Here is a 22,085-nt window from a genome sequence, read left to right as displayed (position 1 = left end):
GTTATTCGTCGTCCGCGAGGTCGCCTTCCTCTCGCTGCACCGTCTTGATGCGGGCGATGGTCTTCCGCAGCTCGCTGATGCGGCCCGGATTGTCCGGCGCGCCACCGGCCGCTTTCACGGCTTTCGAGTTCAAGAGCTCGGTTCGGAGCTCCTCGAGTTCGGCCTCACGCTCCGCCGGCGTCATGTCACGGATCTCGCTCGTGTAGAGGATCGCCATTATTCGGCACCTCCATCCTCGTCGTCCATCTCATCGAGGAGGTCCTCGGCGGTGTCGGCGGCCTCGTCGTCGACGTCACTGAACTCGTCGTCCTCGTCCTCGCCTTCGACCGCGTCGGCGAGCTCGTCGAGTTCCTCTTCGACGTCGTCGTCGGTCTCGATGACCTCCTCGTCCTCGAAGTCGGCGGGCTCGGACTCCGGTTCGGCCGCCGCATCGGCGTCGGCGTCCTCGGCGTCGGCGTCCTCGCCCTCAAGCAGCTCTTCGAGGTCCTCGCCGGCCTCAGCCTCGTCCACGACGAGGTCTTCGATGTCCGCGTCCTCCTGGATCTCGAAGTCGTCGGGGAGTTCGGCGTTCGGCGGGATGATCTTCACGTTCACGCCGATGGTGCCGAGCTTCATCACGGCAACGCCTTTGCCGTGGTCGACGATCTCCTCGGCGGGCTCGCCGTTGTGCTTGATGTAGCCGCGGTTGAACTTCTCGACGCGACCGCGGTTCCCGGTGACCTTCCCGCTCAGCACGATCTCCGCGCCGAGCGCGCCGGACTCCATGATGCGGTCGATCGTGGTGTGGCCGGCCTTCCGGAAGTACCAGCCACGTTCGAGCGCGTTCGCCAGCCGGTCGGCGACGATCTGCGCGTTCAGGTCGGGCTCCTCGACCTCCTGCACGTCGATCTGTGGGTCCTCGAGGTCGAATCGCTCCTCGAGCTGTGTGGTGATCTTCCGGATGTTCTTCCCGCCTTTCCCGATGACCATCCCGGGCTTCTCGGCCTTCAGGACGATCTGCATGCCCATCGGCGTTGGCGCGAGTTCCATCCCGCCGTAGCCGGCGCGTGCCAGCTCCTCAGCGAAGAACTCGTCGATCTGACTGCGCTGAAGTCCTTGTTCGATGAATTCGAGTTCGTCCGCCATCAGGCGGTCACCTCCTCGGTCTCGGTCACGACGATCTCGACGTCACAGAGCGTCGCGTTCCACGTGGTCGCGCGCCCCATCGCACGGGGTTTGCGGCCCTGGCTCTCACCGACCTTGTGCGGGGCGACGTGTTCGATCACCATCTCGTCGGCGTCGAACCCCTGCTGGTCGGCGTTGTTCGATACGTTCGACAGCAGCTTCAGGAAGTCCTTCGAGGCCTTCTCCGGGTAGCGCCCGGCGTCCCAGCCGTCGATGTCGTTCCGGTGACCGACGCCGCTGTTGTGCTGCTTGAACGGCACGGATCGCTCCTCGTCGATGACCGCCTGGAGGTACTCTTTCGCGTCGGCGACCGTTTCCCCGCTGATCTCGCGGGCGATGGCCTTGCTGTGCTTCAGACTGATGGAGCGCTCTCGGAGCATGGCTTTCGCCGACGCCTCCGAGTCCACGTCCACGCTGTAGCTGATTCCCATGGTTTATTTGAGCGGCACGAACTTCGAGGAGCGGGTCGCGCCGATGCCCGCCTGCCCGTGTTCGACCGACGACCGCGTGAGCTGGAACTCGCCGAGGTAATGCCCGATCATCTCGGGCTGGACCTCGACACGCTCGAACTCCTGGCCGGTGTACACAGCGAACGTCAGGCCGACGAACTCCGGCAGCACCGGCATATCACGCAGGTGCGTTCGGATCGGGTTGTTCGCCGTTTCCTCGGTGCCCGACTCGCGTGCCTCCGCGAGCACCTTGTGGTGCTCCTCGGAGAGGCCACGGGTGATGGTTCGCCGCTGGCGTGCGGGAAGCAGTTCCGCGACGTCCTCCAGGCTCATCTCCTGCAGCTCGTCGAGGTCGTGGCCGCGGTAGGTGAACTCCCCCTCACGGCCGGTTCGGTATTCCGTACTCATGGTTTACTCGTTGCCCCCGCGGCCCGTCCGCTTGGAGGCGATGTCTCCGACCTTGCGGCCGGGTGCTGCGTCCCGGGAGACCGACTTCGGTCGGCCCGGGTGCTGGCGGCCACCGCCACCGAACGGGTGGTCGACGGCGTTCATCGCAACACCACGCACGCGGGGCCACTTCGTCCCGCGCGCCTTCATCTTGTGGTGCTTGTTGCCAGCCTTCACGAACGGCTTCTCGGTCCGGCCACCGCCCGCCACCACGCCGATGGTTGCGCGGCAGTCCGGGGAGAGGCGCTTCGTCTCGCCGGACGGCAGCTCCACGATCGTGGCGTCACGCTCGTGGGTCACCAGGTCGGCGTTGACGCCGCCCGCGCGGGCGAACTTGCCGCCGTCGCCCGGATGACTTTCGACGTTGCAGACCGGCACTCCCTCGGGGATCTCCGCCAGCGGGAGGGTGTTGCCCTCCTCGATCGTGGCGGAAATCCCGATCTCGATGGTGTCGCCGACACCGACGCCCTCGCTGGCGAGCACGAGGCGCTGGTCGTCGTCCTCGAAGGCGACGCGGGCGACCGGCGCGCTGCGCGCCGGGTCGTGTTCCACGTCGATGACCTCGCCGGCCAACACGTCCGTGTCCTCGGTTCGCTTGTGCGACAGTTCGGCCTTGTATCGGTGCGACGGCGCACGGAACGTCGACGTCCCGCGCCCGCGTCGCTGCCCTTGGATCCTGCGTCCCATTCTCAGAACACCCCGATGCGGGAGGCGACGTCTTGGGCGTCGTCCTCCGCGGAGAGTTTCACCGTTGCCTTCTTCTCGGCTTCGGGCGTGATCTGTGTGTTCACGTCGACGACCGTGACGTCGTACTCCGACTCGACGACATCCCGGATCTCGGGTTTCGCCGCGTCGATGTCGACGATGAACTGGAGCTTGTTCTGGAAGTCCATCTCGTCCATCGCCTTCTCGGTCACCAGTGGGTAGTCGATGATCGAACTCATCGCTGTGCCACCTCCTCGACGGCGCTTTCGGTCCACACCGTCAGTCGGCCCGGCTCCGCGCCCGGCGCGAGGTCCTCGGCGTTCACTTCACGACCGGTCGCCACGTCGACGCCCGCGAGGTTGCGGGCGGCCGTCGACGGCCCGCTCTCGCTGGCCGTGACGAACAGGATCGACGTCGGCTCCTGGTATTTGCGGCCGCGCAGCGTTCCCTGGCCGGCACGAACGGTGCGGCCCTCGTCTGCGCGCTCGATGTCCGCGTGGACGCCAAGCGCCTCCAGGAGGGAAACGACGTCCTGGGTTTTCACGAGATCCTCGAAGTCGTCGCTGACAACGAGGGGCAACTCGACGTCGTCGTCGAAGTTGTGGCCGCGGTCGGCCACCAGCTCGCTGTCCGTGGTCGCCGCGACGGCGGCCCGAACGGCGGCCTTGCGCTCCTTGTCGTTGACGTCGAGACCGTGGTCTTTCTCGGCTTTCGGCGGGTGCGCTTTCCGGCCGCCGACAGTCTGGGGCACACGGGCACCCTGCCCGTTTGCTTTCGGCACGTGGGCCATTCCACGGCCACTCCCCTGTGACTCGGCGGTGGTGCGCAGGCCGGCGTACTCGTCCGCGCCGTACTCCTGTGTCCGATTGGCCTGAGCGGCGAGCACGGCTCGCTTCACGAGGTCCGGGCGGACCGGTTCCTCGAAGACCCGCGGCAGGTCAAGCGTGCCAGCGTCGTCGCCGTCCAGGTCGCGTACGGTTACCTGCATAAATTATCCCTGGTTGGATGCGGTGCTCACGTACCGCACCTCCGGATCGAGGCGCGGCGATTCGTTCGGCCGGACGGCCGGCCGGAAGCGCACGAGGCGCTGCTCCGGGCCGGGCACCGAGCCTTTCACGAGCGTGTACGGGCCGTCGACTTCGCCGTAGTTCGGGAAGCCGCCGTCCGGCGTCGGCTCGTCCCCATCGTTGATGTCGATGAGGCGTTTGTTCAGTTCGGTGCGCTGGTGGTAGCCGGTCTGGCCCTGCTGTGGAACCGTCGAGCGAACCCGAGAGGGGTTCCACGGGCCGAGGTTACCGATGCGGCGCCGCCAGCCCTGGCGGGCGTGCTTGCCCTTTCGCTTCTGGACGCCCCAGCGCTTGACGGGGCCCTGGGTGCCCTTGCCTTTGGTGATGCCCGCGGCGTCGGTGAACTCGCCGGCGCGGAACACATCGCCGAACGCGTGGACGCCGCCGTCCTCGATGAGGTCGGCAGCGAACTCCAGTCGGTCGGCGAGCGTGCCGCCGCCGACGCGAGTCTCCATCACGTCCGGGTTTTTCTTCGGGACGCCCGCGGTGTCGCCGGGGACCGTGTGCGTGATGACACGGATGTCGGCGATTTCCTCGGTGTCGAGCGCCTCGATCAGTTCGTCTGTATCTCCGCCCTCGTCGGGGACAGAGAGCGTGCGGTCGAGCGACTCGTGGGTGTCGTCCGCCCAGACTTCCGTTAGCGGCTTCTTGCCGTACGGCGTGTCCTCGTAGAGGCGGACGGCCGCCGCCCGCATGGGCGGCGTTTCGACGACCGTCACGGGGACGGTCGTCTCCATGCCCTCGGTCGGTGCGTTGGCCTTGTCGTCAACGAGGACGACGTGGGTCATGCCGGCCTTGTAGCCAGCGAAGCCCTGGAGGCCGACTTCACCGTCGTCGGCGGGCCACGAGTTGAAGCGCGGTACTTCGCTCTCCGCGCGCTTGCGGGGACTGAACCCCATCGAGCCTTTGCGTGGTCGGTTTGGCTGTGGCATCGTATCACTCCGTGAGCGTCAGGGAGCCGAGTGTCGCGAGCACCGCTTCTTCGGTGCGCACGACCTCGCTCCCCTGATCGGGGATGGTGTTGAGCCAGGCGTCGAATCGCGCGGGGGCGTCTGCGGATGAGTCGGTGACCGACTCGTTGACCGCGTCCGCCGAAACACCAAGCATGGGCGGCAGCCCACGTTCCGGTGCTCCGAACGCAACGGTCACGCCGTCCCTGGCGATGCGTTCGCGGTACCCACCGAGGGAAGCCACCGAAAGCGGCTCCCCGTGCCGGGAGGTCGCAATGCGAACGCCCGCGTCGGAACGGTCTAAAGCGTCACCGAGACCCGTGCGTTCGACCGAAAACCCCGGGAGGGGGTCGTCGACCAGTTTCGCACGGACCGGTCGTCGCGAAGAGACCCTGATGGTCACGCGCTCTCCTTCCGAGACCGCCATTCCTGGTGGTTCGTGGAGGGAGATCGGGTGTTGCATGCCGCAATTGACCCGAACGCGCCCTTCAGATCCGACCTGGGTCACGATTCCCTGTCGTAACGACCCAGACCCGCTCGAGTCTGAGCCGGTCCATGACGAGAGACGGAGCGGGGGCAGGACACCGGCGTACGCCAGTTCGTCGCGCGTATCGAAGGCCTCCTTTCGGAGGTATGGTGGCGTTGCGGCGTACCGCAACACCGTTTCGACGAACCCGCCGCCCCACTGCCGCTCGCCGTCTTCGTCGGGGAAGACAACGACGCGGTCGATCCGGAACACCGCCGCCGCGCGGGCGACGTAACCGAGCTTGCGAGTTGCCTCGCGTTTGTCCTCGGCTTCCCGGACGAGGGACGACGGCACGAGTACGCTCCGTGTCATGCCGTGTCGCGTCCGTGTCTCGTCACGAGACTGTAGCATACGTACAGATCACTCCCTAAAAAGGGTGGCGTTTCCGAACCGGCCGTGTGTCGCCGTCGCACGCACTCACGCCCCGGATCGTTTCGGTTCGCGTGCTGACCCGTCCGCGGCGGTCCCATCCGCGATCCATGGGGCTGACTACCGTACTCATACCGTCCGTCAAAGAACGGATTTATATACACCCGCGTCGTTGTTCAGAATGCGAAGGGCGCTGGTAGTGTAGTGGTATCACGTGACCTTGCCATGGTCACAACCTGGGTTCAAATCCCAGCCAGCGCATTTCTCACCGTCGTTGTGTCCGATAGCCTGCCGTCGGCTGTGCGCTCGCTCGGTCTCGAAGCATACTTGAACGCCGACGGGAACCGATAGCTGTCCCGCTGACATGAGTCGCCTCTCGAAGTCACAGGTCATCCGCCGGTATTACCTCTACAGAGCCACCGCCCGCCCCGGCTTCCATTACGCCATCTACACGTTCTTCTTGCTGTTCAACGGGCTGTCGTACACCCAGATCGGACTCATCGCCTCGATCCAGTCGATCGTCGTCGTCGCGTCCGAGGTCCCCACGGGCTACGTCGGCGACCGCATCGGCCGCCGGAACAGCCTCGCGGTCGGTGCCGCCATCCTCCTCGTGTCGAACGCCAGCTACCTCGTCGCCACGGACCTCATCGGGTTCACGTTCACCTTCGTCACGCTCTCGTTCGGCGGCACGTTCATCTCCGGCTCCGCCAGCGCGTGGCTCTACGACACCCTCCAGGAGCACGACAGCGCCGACGAGTTCACGCGCATTAGCGGGCGCGGGCGCGCCATCGGACTCTACGTCGGCGCTGTCGGCGTCGTTCTCGGGGCCGTTCTGTACACGGTGGACCGCTCGTATCCGTTCGTTGCGGGCATCGTGACCGCCGCGCTCGCGGCCGCGTTCGTGCTCCGCCTCCCGCAGAACGAGGCCTACGACGACAGCGCCGCCGTCGAACAGGACCGCATGTCCGTCGCCGACGCGCTCCCGGTCATCACCGACCAGCTGACCACCCCCCGGCTGCGGTGGTTCGTCGTCTACGTCTCGCTCATCAGCGGCACCATCTGGACGATGGACATGTGGATTCAGCCCATCGCCCGCGACGCCATCGAGGCGACGTTCCTCCCGCTGCTGCAGTCACTCCCCCTCCCGCAGCCCGCCGTTCTGTTCGTTGGCGGCCTCTACGGCGCGTTCCGGCTGCTCTCGGCGGTCACGAGCGATTACGCCGGCGACCTCGAAGGGTTGTTGGGCGTCCGGACCTCCCTCATCGTCGTCCCCGCCGCCATCGCCGCGACGTACGTCCTCGCGGGCCTGGTTCCCTGGGTCGTGTTCCCCATGTTCTTCGCGCTGAAAGGCGGGGGGTCGCTGCTGCGCCCCATCCAGAACCGCTATCTCAACGACAACGTCGCGTCCGTCGGGCGCGCAACGCTGCTGTCCGCGGTGGCGATGCTGCGGCAGGTCGTCGGTGCGCCGTTCCGGTTCGCCAGCGGCGTGCTCGCCGACGCGTTCTCGGCCGTGGACGCCGTCGCCATCCTCGGCGGCGTGTTCCTGGTCGGGGCGGCGCTGCTGTGGGTGCTCCGGCCGCCGGTCCGCGCGGACTACCAGCCGCCGCCCGGCGAGTGACCACCGCGCGCCGGCCGCTACTGCGAACCCTCTTGTATCGGGACGCCAAACCCCGCGGTATGGAGAGTCTCAACCGGATGGCGCTGGAACTCGCCGACGAGGCCTTGGAGTTCACCGAGGAACTCGACATCGGTGCCCTCGAGCTGGACACCGGCACGACGGTCATCGACTTCGGCGTGGAGCACGACGGCGGCCTGGAGGCCGGGCTGCTGTTGGCGGAGCTGCAGACCGCGGGGCTGGCGACCGTGCAGACGCGCGTCGACACCGTCGGCGACGCCACGTTCCCCCACGTCGAGGTCGCCTGCGACCAGCCCGCCGTGGCGATGCTCGGCGCGCAGAAAGCCGGCTGGGAGCTCGCCGTCGATGACTACGAGGCGCTGGGCAGCGGGCCGGCCCGCGCGCTCGTCGCCACCGAGGGCGAGTTCCAAGCCATCGACTACGTCGACGCCTTCGAGTTCGCGGTGTTGACCCTGGAGAGCACCGGCCTCCCGACGACGGCCGCCGCCAGTGAGGTCGCCGCCCGGGCGGGCGTCACCGAGGAGAGCGTCTTCCTGCCGACGTACCGCACGGCCAGCGTCGCCGGCAGCGTCTCCGCCGCCGCCCGCACCGTCGAGTTGGCGGTGTTCCGCCTCTACGAGCTCGGCTACGACCCCACGGACGTCCTCTCGGCGTCGGGCTGTGCACCGGTCGCACCGGTCGCCGGCGACGAACAGACGGCCATCGGCCGCACCAACGACGCCCTCGCCCACGGGGGCCGAGTCCACCTCACGGTCGCGGAGGACTTCGACGCCTTCGACGCGGTGGTGTCCTCGGCGGCGGCCCGCTACGACGACCCGTTCGCGGAGGTCGTCGGCACCGACGACTGGGATGCGGGCGACGTGGACAACGGCGTGTTCGGTCCCGCCCAACTCACCGTCGACGTCGTCGGCGGCCCCACCCACGCGTTCGGCACCGTTCGCGAGGACGTGCTCGCCGACGGGTTCGGGCTGTCGTAACGCCGGAAGGCGGCGTTTTATCTGGCGTCCGGCCCACGGCACTGCCATGGACGAACTCGCGGGGACATCGGTGGCGGTCATCGGTGCCGGCTTCGGGGGGCTCTCGACGGCCTGCTATCTCGCCGACGCCGGCGCGGACGTGACCGTCGTGGAGAAAACCGACCAGATCGGCGGCCGTGCGAGCACCCTGGAACGCGACGGGTTCCGGTTCGACATGGGGCCGTCGTGGTATCTGATGCCGGACGTCTTCGAGGAGTTCTTCGCGTCGTTCGACAGCCACCCCAGCGACTACTACGGGTTGACGCGCCTCGACCCCCACTACCGCATCTTCTTCAAGGACAACGAGGGGCGGCGGCCGGGCCGGGACGCCCCCGGCCTGAACGTGGACACCGACGGCGACACCATCGACGTGACGCCCGACCGCGAGCAGGTCAAGCAGGTGTTCGACGCCTACGAGCCGGGCGCTGGGGACGTGCTCGACGACTACCTCGCGCAGGCCAAGGAGAACTACGAGGTCGGCATGGAGCACTTCGTGAAGACCGACCGCCCCCGGGTCCGGGACTGGATGGACCCGAAGCTCGCGGAGTACGCCCGCGGCCTCACGCTGCTGGGGTCGATGCAGGACCACGTCGAGCAGTACTTCGACCACCCGAAGCTCCAGCAGGTGATGCAGTACACGCTGGTGTTCCTCGGCGGCTCCCCGGACACCACGCCGGCGCTCTACAACCTCATGAGCCACGTGGACTTCGGGCTCGGCGTCTACTATCCGGAGGGCGGCATGGGGGGTGTCGTCGACGGGATCACGGCCCTCGCGCGCGAACTCGGCGTCGAGTTCCGCACCGGCCACCCGGTGTCGGCGATCAAGGGCCGCCGGGGGGGCTTCAAGCTGGACACCGAACCCGGTGACGCCGTGCTCGCGGACGTCGTCGTCTCCGACGCCGACTACGCCCACACCGAACAGGCGTTGCTCCCCGCGCAAAAGCGCCAGTACGACGCCGACTACTGGGACGCCCGGACGTACGCGCCGTCGGCGTTCCTGCTGTACCTCGGCGTCGAGGGCGACGTGGAGCCACTCGCCCACCACACCCTCGTGTTGCCGTCCGACTGGGACACGCATTTCGCGCAGATCTTCGACGACCCCGCGTGGCCCGACGACCCCGCGTACTACCTCTGCGTGCCCTCGAAGACCGACGACACCGTTGCGCCCGACGGGCACAGCAACCTCTTCGCGCTCGTTCCCGTCGCCCCGGGGCTGGACGACACCCCGGCCGTCCGTGAGTCCTACCGCGACCTCGTGCTCGACGACATCGCCGAGAACACGGGCGTCGATCTGCGGGACCGCATCGTCGTCGAGGAGCGGTTCTCGGTTTCGGAGTTCGCCGACCGGTACAACAGCCACCAGGGCACCGCGCTCGGGCTGGCGCACACGCTGCGACAGACCGCGCTGTTCCGCCCGCCACACCGGTCGACCGCCCTTGACGGCCTCTACTTCACGGGCGCGAACACGACCCCCGGCATCGGCGTCCCGATGTGTCTGATCAGCGGCGAAGTGACCGCCAACAACGTGCTCGCCGACGCGCGCTGACACACCATGTTTCGGTATCTGTTCGTGCTGTCCCGGCCGCGGTTCTGGCTGTACCTCGCCGGCCCCGTCTTGGTCGGCGTGTCCTACGGCGCGACCACCGTCGGGGAGCTGTTCAGCGCGCCCGCGGTGGTGCTGTTCAGCTACTTCCTGTTGCCCGCGAACATCTACCTCTACGGCATCAACGACGTCTTCGACCGCGACGTCGACGAGACGAACCCGAAAAAGGACGGCCGGGAGTCGCGCTACCGGGGCGGGGCCGCAGTCGCGGTCATCGTCGCCGTCTGCGGGGTGTTCCTGGGGTTCGTCGCCGCCCCGCTGCCGGCCCAGGCGTGGCCGTACCTGGCTGCGTGGTTCGTGTTGGCGACGGAGTACAGCGCACCCCCGCTGCGGTTCAAAACCACGCCGGTGTTGGACTCGCTGTCCAACGGCCTCTACGTGCTGCCGGCCGCGGCCGCCTACGCCGGCGTCTCCGGCACCCACCCGCCGCTGCTGGCGGTCGCGGGCGGCTGGCTGTGGGCGATGGGGATGCACACGTTCTCGGCCATCCCCGACATCGAGCCGGACCGCGCCGCCGGCATCCAGACCACTGCGACCGCGCTGGGCGCGGACCGCGCGCTGGCGTACTGCGCGGGCATCTGGCTGCTGTCGGCCGCCGTCTTCGCGCTCGTCGACGTCCGGTTCGGGCTGTTGTTGCTGGCGTACCCGGTGTTGGTGTTCGGGATTCGCCGCCTCCAGGTGGCCGTCGGGCGCGCGTACTGGTGGTACCCCGCGGTGAACACGCTCGTCGGCATGGTGTTCACGCTGGGCGGACTCTGGGGGGTCGTGCATGGCTGATCGCGCCCGCATCGAGGCCCGCCTCCACGAACTGGTCGCCGCCTACCGCTTCGAGATCGCCGTGGTGTTCCCCGTCGTCGGCGCGGTGACGCTGCTCGCCTCCGCCTGGGGGTGGCTGCCGCCCGCGCTCTCGTTCAACCCCTACTTCATCCTGTTCGGCACCGTCGTGATGCGGCTACCGTTGGTCGCCGGGCTGGCCCCGCTCGTTGACCGGCGCGCCGCCGTCGCGGTGGCGGTGCTCACCGCCTACGCCTTCGGCATCGAACTGCTCGGCGTCACCGCCGGCTGGCCGTACGGGGAGTTCGCGTACCGCATCGAACTCGGGCCGATGCTCGCCGGGAAGGTGCCACTGGGGCTGCCGGTGTTTTTCTTCCCACTGGTCGTCAACAGCTACCTGCTCGTCGTGTTGCTGTTGGGGCCGCGCGCCCGCAACCGGCTGCTGCGGCTGGCCGCCGTCGCCGCCACCGTCGTCTGGATGGACGTCGTCCTCGACCCGGCGGCCGTCGGCCTCGGGTTCTGGCGGTACTTCGCCGGCGGCCCGTACTACGGCGTGCCGCTGTCGAACTACGCGGGCTGGGTGCTGTCGGCGGTCGTCTCCGTGAGCCTGCTCGACTGGGGGTTCTCGCGGGCGGGCATCCAGGCGCGGGTCGCGGACTGCGAGTACCTCCTCGACGACCTCGTGAGCTTCGTCATCCTCTGGGGGACGGTGAACCTCGCGTTCGGCAACCTCCTCCCCGCGGCCGCCGCGGCCGCTCTGGGCGTCGGCTTGCTGCAAACCGACCGCTTCGACTTCGCCGTGCTGCGTGATCGCGGCCCCGGCACGCGGCAGTAGCCCCGCGCTACCGCGACGGCGTCGGCTGCGGATCGCCGTGGCGGCGGCGGCTGTCGCCGGTTTCCGCCAGTCCCGTCGCCCGATAGAACACCGCCTCCGGGCTGGAGTTCAACGCCCACAACGCCCGCGTTTTCGCCACCAGCCAGAGCTTCCGCGGCGTCGACAGCGACGGCGTCGCAGTGAGCACGTCGCAGTCCCGCTCCCGGATGGCCCGGTGGTGGTCGGCGTACAACACGGCCGACACCAACACCGCGAACTGGCAGTCCTCGGGGAGGTATTCGATGCCGGCGACGCCCGTCCGGTATTTGCGTTCGGTGTACGCCAGCTCTTCCCGCATCGCCTCCCGGAACCCCGCATCCACCGTGCGTGCGCGGAGCTGCTCGACGGTCACGCCGTGGTCGGCCCGCGACTCCGCGGGGAGATAGACGCGGTCGTACTCGTGGACGTCCTCGGCGACATCCCGCAGGAAGTTCGACAGCTGGAACGCCTCTGCGAGCGCCGCGGCGTGGGGAGCCGCCGTCTCCGGCTCCGCGACCTCCATGACGTCCATCATCATGTAGCCGACCGCGACGGCCGACCCCCGCATGTACTCCTCGAGTTCGGCGTGTGACTCGTAGCGCGTCTTCTCCAGGTCGGCCTGCATCGCGTCGATGAACGTGTGGATGTCCTCGTCGCTGATGCCGTGGCGGGTGGCCAGCTCCCGGAACGCAGCCAGCACCTCGGTGTCGGCGGCGACCGACTCGGGGTCGCGGGCCCCCAGTGCGGCCGCCCGGATCCCCTCCAGCTCCTCGCGTTGCACGCCCGGATCGCGATCCGCGGTCGTGTCGACCACGTCGTCGGCCACGCGGAAGAACGCGTAGAGGACGTACGTGGCGTGGCGCACCCGCGTGGGAAGCAACCGCGTCGCGAGGTGGAACGTCTTCCCGGTGCGGCGCTGTATCGCCTTACTCGTCGTGATGTGTGTTTTCTCGACCATGTAGCGGACTCCCCGCGGCACGCGGGCTGCTGGCGCGCCCCGTCGTCATTGCACGTGCGTATGCGTTGAGAGAAGAAAAAACACGGTGCAAGCTGCCCGGTCGTCCGCCTCCAAACGACTGAAGGCAACGCAACACCGACATCCGCGCATGCAGCGAAAGCCTGTTCCGCCGGCACCGTCCTCGCTGGCGGCTGTGGGGGACGTCCGCGACGCCACCCCGCTCGTGCCCAAACCCGAGGACGACTGCTGTCGCCGCCTCATCGAGCGCGCCGGCGTCGAGGACCGCGGCACGGCGTCCGCGTGGCTGGTGTTCCTGTCCGCGGTCGGCGTGCTCGTCGACGACGACGCCGGATACGCCCGCCGCGGCGACGTCGGCGTCGACGACCGCGAGGCGCTCGCCGCCGGGTTCCGCGAGAACGTCTTCCTCGGCGGCGACGTCGTGGACGCGCTCGACGACACGCCGGCACAGCCACGCGACGTTTTCGACGCCGTGCGCGAGCAGGTCCCGCCCTGGGAGCGCGCGAAACGCGACAACTGGCAGGCGTTCTGGACCGGTCGCGTGCGCCGCCGCCTCGACTGGGCGGCGCTGTTCGGGCAGGCCGTTCGTGTCGACGACACCCCCTGTTATCGGCGGGCGTGAGCGCGCTACGCCACGTACTGGCGGGTTCGCGCGTAGAACACGGCCTGCCCGGCGAACACGCCGGCGGTGGCCGCGGCCGCGATCGTCACCGCGGCGCTGTCCGCCACCGCGAGCGCGGCGTACCCGCTCGCGACCCCGGCGACGGCTGTGCTGGTGGCCGCCAGCGCGCCGTCGATGATCTGGCGGCGGCTCGACGCGCCCGCCTCGTAGGCCGCTCGGTCGAGGTGCGTGCTCGTTCGTGCCAGCGACGGCATGGCCGCGGCGAGCCCGAGCACGAGCGCGGACGCCGTCCGCAAGCGCACCGACAGCGCCCCCGCGACCACGCCCGCCACCACCACGCCGACCGCGAACTCCAAGGTGTTTCGGCTGCTCATACGCGGCCTGGACGCCGGAGGCAGGAAAACCCCGTCACTCCACGACATCGGTGACCGTGCCCACGCCCTTGCTGGACCCCTCACGGAAGACGAACCGCTGGCCTTCCTCCACGAGATACGGCCGGAACTTGAACCGGACGCGGGTGTGGCCGGCATCCCCGGGCAGCAGCTGGCCGTCCGCGGGCGTGAACCGCGCGGCCTCCCCGATGGTTTCGAGGTGCACCACGGGCTCGTAGCCGGCGTCGATGCGCGTGGGGTGGTTCAACACCATCACCTCGGCGTCGAACGCCCGGACCGGCGTGGGGTCGGCGTCCCCCGGCAGCAACACCATCCCGCGCTCGATCGCCTCCTCGCTGACGCCCTTCAACGCGATCCCGACGATCCGGCCGGCCTGCGCGCTGTCCACACGGTGGTAATGCATCTCGATCGACCGCACCTCAACGGTCCGGAAGCTGCCGTTCGGAAACGGCCCCAACAGGAGCGTCTCCCCGTCCTCGACGGTCCCCGATTTCACCGTGCCGGACGCGACAGCGCCCACGCCGGTCACGCTGTACGTGCGGTCGACGTACATCCGGAACGGCCCGCTTGCCGCCGTGGTCTTCGGGAGCCGCGCGAACAGCTCATCGAGGACCGCGAGTCCGTCCCCGGTCACCGCGCTGGTCCGGACGATCGGCACCACGCCGTCCCCGAGCTCGTCGACGGCGGCGTCGACGCCGTGGCGGGCGACCGGCAGCGGCGCGCGCTCGGTGCGCCGGAGCAACGCCTCGACCTCGCGCTCGACGGCCGCAACCCGGTCGTCGTCCACGAGATCCGTCTTCGTCACCGCGACGATGGTCGGCAGCTCGGTCGCCAACAGCACGCCCATGTGTTCGCGCGTGGTCTTCGTGGGGCCGTCGTCGGCGGCCACCGTCAACAGCCCGTAGTCGAGTTTCTGGCCGACCAGCCCGCGGATGGTCGTCGACAGCCACGGCTCGTGGCCGACGGTGTCGACGAACGACACCACGCGGTCGGCGGCCTCCACGACCGCCGCGCGCTCGTCTTTCCGGTCGGGGTTGCGCACCCGCAGCGGGCCGTCGCCGTCGAACCCGTAGACCCCGTAGGAGAGATCCGCCGACAGCCCGCGCTCGACCTCGTGGGGCTGGACGTCCAGGAACCCGCGCGTGGCACCGTCGCCGTCGTCGGCGTCACCGGTCACGAGGCTGCCCACGAGCGTCGACTTCCCGTGGTCGACGTGGCCGGCGGTGCCGACGATGATGTGGTCGTCGCCGGCCGCAAGCCCGTCGCCGTCCTGCACCGTCGCGACGCCCACGATCCCGTCGGTGCCGGCGGGCACGTCACCGACGCTGTCGATGCCCCACGTCTGCACGTCCGCGATGTGTGCGCCCGCCTCGTCGGCGAGCAGACTCAACACGTCCATGGTCTCGGCGAACGTCGCCTGACTGACGCCCGCCAGCCCGCCGTCGTCGGTCACCCCGAGCACGTATTCGGCCTCCCCGTCCCCCGACAGAATGCGGTGGCGGAGCTGTGCTGTGAGACTCTCCAAGCGCCCCTCGGCGAGGTGGATGTCACGACTGAACCGCTCTTTGAACTCGACGCTGCCGCCCTCCTGTTCGCCGCGCTCCAGTGCGGCGGCCAGTCGGGCGCGGTCGCGTCCCATGCCCTGGGGTTAGGCGCTACCGACCAAAAGCTTTCTCCGAGTGACACCGCGTCCGGACGCCACACGCACCCCTCTCACTGCGGCCAGTCGATCCGGTCGACGGCGTCGGCGAGGGTCCCGCCGTCGTATCGCACGCCACGCCACCCCGCGCTCGCCGCCCCGTCGACGTCCGCGTCGGAATCCCCGATGAGCGCGTACGCGTCGGCCGGCAGGCGGCGCTCGGCCAGCGCGAACGGCTCCGGCGCGGGCTTGTGTGCGCCCGCCTCGTACGCCGTCACGACCGCGTCGACGTGGCCCGCCAGCCCCGCGGCGGCGAGCTTTGCGCGCTGCCACTCCGGCACACCGTTGGTCAGCACGCCGACCGGATGGGCCGCCGCCACGCGTTCGAGCGTTGCCGCCGCGTCCGGTGTCGGCTCGGTCGCCGCCACCTCGGCGTCCAGCAACGCGCCCACCGTCTCCTCGACACCGCACTCGAACTCCGTCTCCGCACGCACGTGCTCGACGCCGCCCCGGTACGGCGCGGGCGCACACGCCTGGAATCGCTCGACGAACCCGTCGCCGTACGCCTCCAGCCACGCCCGTGGACTCTCACCGGCCACCCGCTCGAAGGCGTCCTCCAGGGCAGCGGTGACCGACGGCTCGGTGTGAATCAGCGTCCGATCGAGATCGAAATAGATCGCGCGCACACTCCCCCTACACTCCCGGGACGGTAAACCTACGCGTCCCCCTGGAGCCGCTCGTAGGCCTCGTTCACGCGCGCGAACGCCTCAGTGTCCCCGCCCCGGTCCGGATGCAACTCCTGTGCCTTCTCCCGGTAGGCCGCAGTCACGGCCTCGTCGTCCGCGCCCGGCTCCAGGTCCAACACCCGATAATCGGATCGTCGCGGCTGGTCGTCGGCGACGCCGTCGGTGGACTGCCGGTTCCCGCGTGACTGCTGGCGGTCCCGGGACCGGCCCCCGCGTGGCCCGGTGCCCGCGGTCCGGCCACGCCGCGCCGACCGCGCCCGCCCCGCCTGCCGGCGGAACGTCCGCCGCCGAAGCCGCCCGGAGGCGTGGTAGTAGAACAGCCCCGCAACCCCGCCGAACGGCACCGCAACGGACAACGCAACCGGGCTGTACAGCACTGCGAGCACACCGAAAACGACGCTGCACACGCCGAACACGACCGCCAGCCCCCACACGAGACTCCGATTGGGTCGCACACCGGGTCGTACGCAGTCCACCATCAAGGGTGTTTGCCTCCCCCACGGTTACGCCCGCCCGGCCCGTACACCCGGTATGAGCGTGACCGGCGTCTGCTCGATCTGTCGCGCCCCGGGTGCACAGCGGGTCTGTGACCGCTGCGGGAGCGTCGTCTGTGACACCCACCACGACGCACGCGGCGTCTGCACTGACTGCGCTCCCGACGCGGGCGACCACCCGCCTCCGGGTCGCCGCTGACTACCGGTGGCGGTTCAGGCGCTCGCGCAGCGTCCGCGCCGCGTCGCCGGCCGCCGCCGCCCACGCCGAGCCGTGCTCGCCCGCGAAGATGATGCCGCGCGTCGAGTTCACCAGCCCGACCCCGTCGTCGTTGAGCCCGTACTCCACGGCGGCCTCGGCGTCGCCGCCCTGCGCGCCCACGCCCGGCACCAGGAACGGCAGCTCCGGCACGCGCTCCCGGATGGCCTGGAGCTCGTCGGGCGCGGTCGCGCCCACCACCAGCCCGACATCCCCGTACTGGGCGTTCCACTCGGCCGCCCGCTCGGCGACGTGCTCGTAGAGCCGGCGGTCGTAGGCCGCGAGTTCGAGATGCTGGAAATCCATCCCACCCTCGTTGGAGGTGCGACACAACACGAACACGCCCGCCTCGTCCTGCGTGAGGAACGGCTGCAGTGCGTCCTCCCCGAGGTACGGGTTGACGGTGATGGCGTCGACGTGCGCCAGGATCTCGGCGTACTGGCGGGCCGTGTTCCCGATGTCCGCGCGCTTCGCGTCCAACAACACGGGCACGCCCTTGCCGTGGGCGTACGCCACCGTCTCCCGGAGCGCGCGCCACCCGTCGCTGTCCTCGTAGAACGCCGCGTTCGGCTTGAACACCGCGGCGTGCTCGTGGGTCGCGTCGATGATGCGGCGGTTGAACGCCCACCGCGGCAGCTCCGCGTCCTGTACGTCCTCCGGAAGCCGCTCCATGTCCGGATCGAGACCCACGCTCACCACCGAGTCAGCCGCCTCGATGCGGGCCCCGAGTTCCTCGACGAAGCTCATACGTTCGCGTGCCGGCAAACCCGCAAAAGCGATTCGCTTCCGCACGGACCGAAACCACAGCGTTCGTCCTGCACCGCGTGCCCGCCAGCCGACACTCAGTCCTCGCGGGCCGCGACCGCCGCACCGAGCACGTCCAGCGCGCGCTTGGTCGCCGCCCCGGACGCGACGAACACCACGAGGCGCGCGGGGTCGCTCGCGACCGGCCGCGCCCGCAGCCCGGCGTCCTCGGCGGCCGCGTCGGCGGCGTCCAGCCCGCTGAACACCGCCACCCGGATCCGCTCGGGCTGCACGAACACGCGCGCCACCACCGTCCCGTCGTGGGCCACGTCGTAGGCGCGCGCGCCGTCGGCCGTCGGCTCCACGTCCGGCGCGGCGTCCACGACGCTCATCCGGTCGTAGGGCGCACGCTCGTGGCCCGTCACCTCGCTCGCCAACAGCTCCGCGATGCGCGTCCCGTCCGTGATCCGGTCAGCGACCATCCAGCACGCCCTCCTGTGCCGCCTCCGCCGCACCCGACGCCGCAACACCCTGCTGGCGCGCGTACACCACTGCCGCCGCGTCCGCGGTCACGCCCACCGCCTGCTGGAGGTCGTTGACCGCCGCCACCGTCTCCTGGCGGTCGAACCCCGCCGCAACCAGCGCGTCCAGCGCGCGCTCGAAACCCGACCGCTCCTGGAACAACGACGCGTCCGGCACGAACCCCTCGGGGATCTCGACAGCGCCGGGATCGAACGTCGCGGCCACGTCCCCGTCCGCGACCCGCTCGACGAGCCCCTCCGCGTCCGCCATGTCCAACAGGCGCTTGGCCTGATCGGCACTCATCCACTCCCGGTCAAGGGACAACGCCACCACGAACGCCTGCTCGGCGACCTGCGTCCGTCCCTTCTGCTTGAACGGCGCGGCCGTCGCAACCCGGAGACTCATGGCTGCGCGTAGCGCCGGCACGCGCCTAAACCCTGCGTTGTCGCCTAACCGAGCCTTTCAAGTGCGTCCTGGTGTTGGTCTCGGGTATGCAATACCAAGGCCGTTCGAAGCGCTCGAAGACGGGCGCGCGACTCCGACCGCGCTCGAAGAAGTCGAAAAGCGAACTCGGCCGCGAACCCACCGAAACGACCGTCGGCGAACCCCGGTTCCGAACCGTCGACGTGCGCGGCGACGCCGAGAAAGTGCGCGTGCTCTCCACGAACGTCGTGAACGTCGCCACCGACTCCGGCGCCGAACGCGCCACCATCGAGGACGTCAGCGCCAACGACGCCAACCCCAACTACGCCCGCCGAAACATCATCACGAAGGGCGCAATCATCGAAACGGACGCCGGCACGGCCCGCGTCACCTCCCGCCCCGGCCAGGACGGCCAAGTGAACGCCACCCGCGTCGACGAGTAACTGGTCTTCTCAGGGGGTGCCGTATTCGCATCGCCCAGCGCAGCCTGTCGCGACCGCACGGCGGAAACACGCCGCCGTGTCGGCTACTGGAAGCCGATGTGCTCGCTGCCCTGGCGGCTGTTCACGTTGGGGCCCTGGCTGCCCTTGAACTGGTCTTCGACCTGGTCGTAATACTCCATGAGGTCGTCGGTGATCGTCGGCCGGACGTTCTCCATGGCCGCCCGGAAATGCGCCATGCCGACGTCGTCGGCGTCCTCGTCGTCCCGGAGCGCCTCGATGGCTGCCTCCCGGGCGATGTTCGCGAGGTCGCTGCCCACGTAGCCGTCCGCGCGCTCGGCGAGCTCCCGAAGCGAGACGTCCGCCGCTAGTGGCGTGTCCTGGGTGTGGATCTTCAGGATCTGCTCGCGGCCCTCGATCCCCGGCTGGCCGACCTGCACGAGGCGGTCGAAGCGCCCGCTGCGGATCAACGCCGGGTCGATGATGTCCGGGCGGTTGGTCGCCGCGATCACCATCACTTCCTCCATCTCCTCGAGGCCGTCCAGCTCGGTCAACAGCTGGTTGACGACGCGCTCGCTGACGTTGTTCCCGCCGGTCTGCCCGCGGCCGGGCGCGAGGCTGTCAAGCTCGTCGAAGAAGATCACGGTCGGCGCGACCTGGCGGGCCTTCCGGAACGTCTGGCGGATCGCCTTCTCGCTTTCGCCGACCCACTTCGACAGCAGCTGTGGCCCCCGCACCGAGATGAAGTTGGCGTTCGTCTCGTTGGCGACGGCCTTCGCCATCAGCGTCTTCCCGGTGCCCGGCGGCCCGTACAGCAACACGCCGGCGGGTGGCTCGACGCCCATCCGCGTGAACTTCTCGGGCTGGTTCAGCGGCCACTCAACGGACTCCTTGACGTTGTTTTTCGCCTCCGTGAGCCCGCCGACGTCGTCCCACGTGATCTTCGGCAGCTCCACGAGAACCTCCCGCATCGCGGACGGCTCCACCTCGCTGAGCGCGCCCTTGAAGTCCTCGCGCTTGACGATCATGCGGTCGATCAGGCTCGGCGGGATGTCCTCCTCGTCGAGATCGATCTCCGGGAGGTACCGGCGCAGCGCCCGCATCGCGGCCTCCTTGCTGAGGCTCTCGATGTCCGCGCCGACGAACCCGTGGGTGTCGTCGGCCAGCGTCGAGAGGTTCACGTCGTCGGACAGCGGCATCCCCCGGGTGTGGATCTTCAGGATCTCCTCGCGCCCGATCTCGTCGGGGACGCCGATCTCGATCTCGCGGTCGAAACGCCCCGGCCGCCGCAGCGCGGGGTCGACGGCGTCGACGCGGTTGGTCGCCGCGATGACGATGACCTGCCCGCGGCCCTCCAGGCCGTCCATCATCGTCAACAGCTGGGCGACCACACGGCGCTCGACCTCGCCGGTGACGTCCTCGCGCTTGGGCGCGATGGAGTCCAGCTCGTCGATGAAGATGATCGACGGCGAGTCGTCTTTGGCGTCCTCGAAGATCTCCCGGAGCTGCTGCTCGGATTCGCCGTAATACTTCGAGATGATCTCGGGACCGGCGATCGAGAAGAAACTCGCCGACGTCTCGTTGGCGACGGCTTTCGCCAGCAGGGTCTTCCCGGTGCCCGGCGGCCCGTGCAGCAACACCCCCTGTGGCGGTTCGATGCCGAGCTTCTGGAAGATCTGGGGGTGTTTCATCGGGAGTTCGACCATCTCCCGGACGCGCTGAATCTCGTTTTCGAGGCCGCCGATGTCCTCGTACGTGATGCCGCCGCCGGTGCGCTCGAAGCCGCTGATCGGCTCCTCGCGCAGCTCGACGTCGGTGTCCTCGGTCACCAGGCAGACGCCCTCAGGCTCCGTTTCGACGGCGATCAGTGGGATCGCCTGGCCTGGGGATCGCATGAACGGGTGGTTCGTCGAGGACATCACGGGAACGATGTCGCGGGCGACGACCGGCCGCTTGAGGATCTGGCGTTTGACCATGCCGGCGGCGTCGCTGCCGAACTGCACGCTCGCTTCCTCGGGGGGTGCGAGGACGAGCGTGTCCGCTTTTTCGGCGTCGGCTTTCCGGATCTTCACGCGCTCCCCGATGCCGACCTCGGCGTTCTGGCGCGTGAACCCGTCGATCCGGATGGTGTCCGTGTTCCAGTCTTGGCGGTCGGCTCGCCAGACCTTCGCGGCCGTGGTTTCGGCCCCCTCGATTTCGATGATGTCTCCCGGGCTGAGTTTGAGATGCAACAGCGTGTCTGGATCGAGGCGCGCGATCCCCCGTCCCGAATCGTTGGGGTAGGCTTTCGCGACCTCCAGTTGGACTTCGTTCATGGTTGGAGACTCCGGGGTTGGTTTCGAGTGCGGCGGCCCAACAGAAGTACTTTCTGTCAACCGCCACGCACTCGTCCGTGTGAACAACTATCAAGCGATGGGTGAAAGATGTACCGGATTCCACCGCCACCACCCGGGCCTGAGAGAGAACTTTTTACAGTTGCAGTTGTGGACGTGAGGTATGGACGCGCTCGTCGTCGGCGACACAGGCCCGCTTGACGCCGCCCTCGCCGCACGCGCCGGCGTCACGGCCACCCCACACCCGACCGAATTCGACGTGTTCGCCGACGACCCCGCTGCCCACATCGCCGCCCACGACCCAGACACCGTCATCGTCACCGCACCGGTCCACACCGCCGACGTGCCGATCCCGGCGTACGTCGACGCCGTCAGCGCGCTCGTCGACGCCTGCGCGGACCGCCGACTCGTCTACGCGTCCACCGGCGCGGTGTTCGACGGCACCGACGGCGACTACCGCCCCGACGACGTTCGCACGCCCTGCGACGACACCGGCCGCCGCATCCAAGTGTTCGAAGACCACGTCGACCGCCACGACACCGACAACGGCGTCGTCCTCCGGGTCAGCAGCTGCTACGCGACCGACCCGCTCACCCCCCAGCTCGCCGCCGCCCGGGACGCCCTCGACGGCGGCGCCTGTCAACGCCACGACGACGTCTATCGGAGCCCGGTCCACGTCACCGACGTTGCCGACGCCATCACGGAGCTCGCGGAGACCGACCACACCGGCGTCTTCCACGCCCCCGGGCCGCGGCTCAGCGTCTACGAACTCCACGAACGCGTGCTGTCTGCCCTCGGCGTCGACACGACCGACCTCACGCCGGCCGCCGTCCCCAGTGACACGGAGATCGCCCGCGACCGGTCGCTCGCGGGCCCGCGTTTCACCGAGCTCCTCGACGCCACTGTCAGCCCGCCCCAGGACGCCGTCTAACCGGCCTC

The 22,085-nt window shown here is 69.2% G+C and carries 27 protein-coding genes and 1 tRNA gene; 10 read left to right on the top strand and 18 right to left on the bottom strand.

Annotation, left to right across the window (positions count from 1 at the left end; all coding sequences use genetic code 11):
- Position 1 precedes the first annotated feature (1 nt).
- The 9 genes from rpmC to JRZ79_RS19715 are packed head-to-tail and all read right to left on the bottom strand — an operon-like array spanning position 2 to position 5,620.
- Positions 2-217 carry a 50S ribosomal protein L29 gene (gene rpmC, locus JRZ79_RS19755; RefSeq protein WP_010903241.1) on the bottom strand — a complete coding sequence of 72 codons (216 nt, stop codon included), beginning with the start codon at positions 215-217 and terminating at the stop codon, positions 2-4.
- Entirely contained in the window at positions 217-1,125 is a 909-nt protein-coding gene (locus JRZ79_RS19750) for a 30S ribosomal protein S3 (protein WP_010903240.1), read from the bottom strand. The genes rpmC and JRZ79_RS19750 overlap by 1 nt, the downstream gene beginning before the upstream one ends.
- A complete protein-coding gene (locus tag JRZ79_RS19745) occupies positions 1,125-1,595 on the bottom strand; it encodes a 50S ribosomal protein L22 (protein WP_010903239.1) in 471 nt (156 codons plus the stop codon). The genes JRZ79_RS19750 and JRZ79_RS19745 overlap by 1 nt, the downstream gene beginning before the upstream one ends.
- A 3-nt stretch (positions 1,596-1,598) precedes the next feature.
- Positions 1,599-2,021 (bottom strand): 30S ribosomal protein S19, encoded by a 423-nt coding sequence (locus JRZ79_RS19740; protein ID WP_010903238.1) that lies wholly within the window; start codon positions 2,019-2,021, stop codon positions 1,599-1,601.
- A gap of 3 nt (positions 2,022-2,024) precedes the next feature.
- Entirely contained in the window at positions 2,025-2,747 is a 723-nt protein-coding gene (locus JRZ79_RS19735; protein ID WP_010903237.1) for a 50S ribosomal protein L2, read from the bottom strand.
- Positions 2,748-2,749: 2 nt separating this feature from the next.
- Positions 2,750-3,004, bottom strand: coding sequence for a 50S ribosomal protein L23 (locus tag JRZ79_RS19730; protein WP_010903236.1), 255 nt, complete (start codon positions 3,002-3,004; stop codon positions 2,750-2,752).
- Positions 3,001-3,753 (bottom strand): 50S ribosomal protein L4, encoded by a 753-nt coding sequence (gene rpl4p / locus JRZ79_RS19725; RefSeq protein ID WP_205250919.1) that lies wholly within the window; start codon positions 3,751-3,753, stop codon positions 3,001-3,003. Before rpl4p ends, JRZ79_RS19730 begins: the two co-directional genes overlap by 4 nt.
- Before the next feature lie 3 nt (positions 3,754-3,756).
- Positions 3,757-4,764: a 50S ribosomal protein L3 gene (locus JRZ79_RS19720; protein ID WP_010903234.1), complete on the bottom strand. Its 1,008-nt coding sequence runs from the start codon at positions 4,762-4,764 to the stop codon at positions 3,757-3,759.
- Between the two features lie 4 nt (positions 4,765-4,768).
- On the bottom strand, positions 4,769-5,620 hold the full coding sequence (locus tag JRZ79_RS19715) for a putative RNA uridine N3 methyltransferase (protein ID WP_010903233.1): 852 nt from the start codon (positions 5,618-5,620) through the stop codon (positions 4,769-4,771).
- Between the two features lie 247 nt (positions 5,621-5,867).
- Between JRZ79_RS19715 and JRZ79_RS19710 the strand changes: the two genes are divergently transcribed.
- The 6 genes from JRZ79_RS19710 (at position 5,868) to cruF (ending at position 11,541) form a co-directional block, all read left to right on the top strand.
- Positions 5,868-5,938 (top strand) — tRNA-Gly (locus tag JRZ79_RS19710).
- A 103-nt stretch (positions 5,939-6,041) separates the two neighbouring features.
- Positions 6,042-7,295, top strand: a complete 1,254-nt coding sequence (locus JRZ79_RS19705) for an MFS transporter (RefSeq protein WP_010903232.1) — start codon at positions 6,042-6,044, stop codon at positions 7,293-7,295.
- A 59-nt stretch (positions 7,296-7,354) separates the two neighbouring features.
- A complete protein-coding gene (gene mch / locus JRZ79_RS19700) occupies positions 7,355-8,290 on the top strand; it encodes a methenyltetrahydromethanopterin cyclohydrolase (RefSeq protein ID WP_205252049.1) in 936 nt (311 codons plus the stop codon).
- Between the two features lie 46 nt (positions 8,291-8,336).
- Entirely contained in the window at positions 8,337-9,875 is a 1,539-nt protein-coding gene (gene crtI, locus JRZ79_RS19695) for a phytoene desaturase family protein (RefSeq protein ID WP_010903230.1), read from the top strand.
- A gap of 6 nt (positions 9,876-9,881) precedes the next feature.
- A complete protein-coding gene (locus JRZ79_RS19690) occupies positions 9,882-10,709 on the top strand; it encodes a prenyltransferase (protein WP_205252048.1) in 828 nt (275 codons plus the stop codon).
- Positions 10,702-11,541, top strand: coding sequence for a bisanhydrobacterioruberin hydratase (gene cruF / locus JRZ79_RS19685; RefSeq protein WP_205252047.1), 840 nt, complete (start codon positions 10,702-10,704; stop codon positions 11,539-11,541). Before JRZ79_RS19690 ends, cruF begins: the two co-directional genes overlap by 8 nt.
- A 7-nt stretch (positions 11,542-11,548) precedes the next feature.
- Here the strand turns inward: cruF and JRZ79_RS19680 are convergent, their stop codons facing one another.
- A complete protein-coding gene (locus JRZ79_RS19680; RefSeq protein WP_010903227.1) occupies positions 11,549-12,517 on the bottom strand; it encodes a phytoene/squalene synthase family protein in 969 nt (322 codons plus the stop codon).
- 148 nt (positions 12,518-12,665) lie between these two features.
- On the opposite strand from JRZ79_RS19680, the gene JRZ79_RS19675 reads away from it, so the two are divergent.
- Positions 12,666-13,157, top strand: coding sequence for a hypothetical protein (locus JRZ79_RS19675; RefSeq protein WP_010903226.1), 492 nt, complete (start codon positions 12,666-12,668; stop codon positions 13,155-13,157).
- Between the two features lie 5 nt (positions 13,158-13,162).
- On the opposite strand, the gene JRZ79_RS19670 is transcribed toward JRZ79_RS19675, so the two are convergent.
- The 4 genes from JRZ79_RS19670 to JRZ79_RS19655 form a co-directional block, all read right to left on the bottom strand.
- Entirely contained in the window at positions 13,163-13,531 is a 369-nt protein-coding gene (locus JRZ79_RS19670) for a hypothetical protein (protein ID WP_010903225.1), read from the bottom strand.
- Between the two features lie 34 nt (positions 13,532-13,565).
- On the bottom strand, positions 13,566-15,188 hold the full coding sequence (locus JRZ79_RS19665; protein ID WP_205252046.1) for a GTPBP1 family GTP-binding protein: 1,623 nt from the start codon (positions 15,186-15,188) through the stop codon (positions 13,566-13,568).
- Between the two features lie 74 nt (positions 15,189-15,262).
- On the bottom strand, positions 15,263-15,874 hold the full coding sequence (locus tag JRZ79_RS19660; protein ID WP_205250913.1) for an HAD family hydrolase: 612 nt from the start codon (positions 15,872-15,874) through the stop codon (positions 15,263-15,265).
- A 29-nt stretch (positions 15,875-15,903) separates the two neighbouring features.
- Complete coding sequence (locus JRZ79_RS19655; protein ID WP_231546280.1) at positions 15,904-16,389, bottom strand: J domain-containing protein; 486 nt, start codon at positions 16,387-16,389, stop codon at positions 15,904-15,906.
- 76 nt (positions 16,390-16,465) lie between these two features.
- Between JRZ79_RS19655 and JRZ79_RS19650 the strand changes: the two genes are divergently transcribed.
- A complete protein-coding gene (locus JRZ79_RS19650) occupies positions 16,466-16,627 on the top strand; it encodes a hypothetical protein (protein WP_205252044.1) in 162 nt (53 codons plus the stop codon).
- Here the strand turns inward: JRZ79_RS19650 and pyrF are convergent, their stop codons facing one another.
- The 3 genes from pyrF to JRZ79_RS19635 all read right to left on the bottom strand — a co-directional run bounded on the left by pyrF (position 16,628) and on the right by JRZ79_RS19635 (position 18,355).
- Complete coding sequence (gene pyrF / locus JRZ79_RS19645) at positions 16,628-17,431, bottom strand: orotidine-5'-phosphate decarboxylase (RefSeq protein WP_205252043.1); 804 nt, start codon at positions 17,429-17,431, stop codon at positions 16,628-16,630.
- A 95-nt stretch (positions 17,432-17,526) separates the two neighbouring features.
- Positions 17,527-17,910 carry a hypothetical protein gene (locus JRZ79_RS19640; protein WP_205252042.1) on the bottom strand — a complete coding sequence of 128 codons (384 nt, stop codon included), beginning with the start codon at positions 17,908-17,910 and terminating at the stop codon, positions 17,527-17,529.
- The gene (locus JRZ79_RS19635; RefSeq protein ID WP_010903218.1) at positions 17,900-18,355 is read right to left on the bottom strand and encodes a DUF2240 family protein; all 456 of its coding nucleotides are present in this window, start codon (positions 18,353-18,355) and stop codon (positions 17,900-17,902) included. Before JRZ79_RS19635 ends, JRZ79_RS19640 begins: the two co-directional genes overlap by 11 nt.
- Before the next feature lie 86 nt (positions 18,356-18,441).
- Between JRZ79_RS19635 and JRZ79_RS19630 the strand changes: the two genes are divergently transcribed.
- Positions 18,442-18,816, top strand: a complete 375-nt coding sequence (locus JRZ79_RS19630) for a 30S ribosomal protein S8e (RefSeq protein WP_010903217.1) — start codon at positions 18,442-18,444, stop codon at positions 18,814-18,816.
- Positions 18,817-18,899: 83 nt separating this feature from the next.
- Here the strand turns inward: JRZ79_RS19630 and JRZ79_RS19625 are convergent, their stop codons facing one another.
- Positions 18,900-21,128 carry a CDC48 family AAA ATPase gene (locus tag JRZ79_RS19625; protein ID WP_010903216.1) on the bottom strand — a complete coding sequence of 743 codons (2,229 nt, stop codon included), beginning with the start codon at positions 21,126-21,128 and terminating at the stop codon, positions 18,900-18,902.
- A gap of 181 nt (positions 21,129-21,309) precedes the next feature.
- Here JRZ79_RS19625 and JRZ79_RS19620 point away from each other — a divergent pair, with 181 nt between their 5' ends.
- Complete coding sequence (locus JRZ79_RS19620; RefSeq protein WP_205250909.1) at positions 21,310-22,077, top strand: sugar nucleotide-binding protein; 768 nt, start codon at positions 21,310-21,312, stop codon at positions 22,075-22,077.
- Positions 22,078-22,085: the final 8 nt, after the last annotated feature.

This window comes from Halobacterium sp. BOL4-2, assembly GCF_016917835.2.
In the GTDB taxonomy this organism is placed as follows: domain Archaea; phylum Halobacteriota; class Halobacteria; order Halobacteriales; family Halobacteriaceae; genus Halobacterium; species Halobacterium salinarum.
This window is presented reverse-complemented; position numbering and strand designations above follow the sequence as displayed.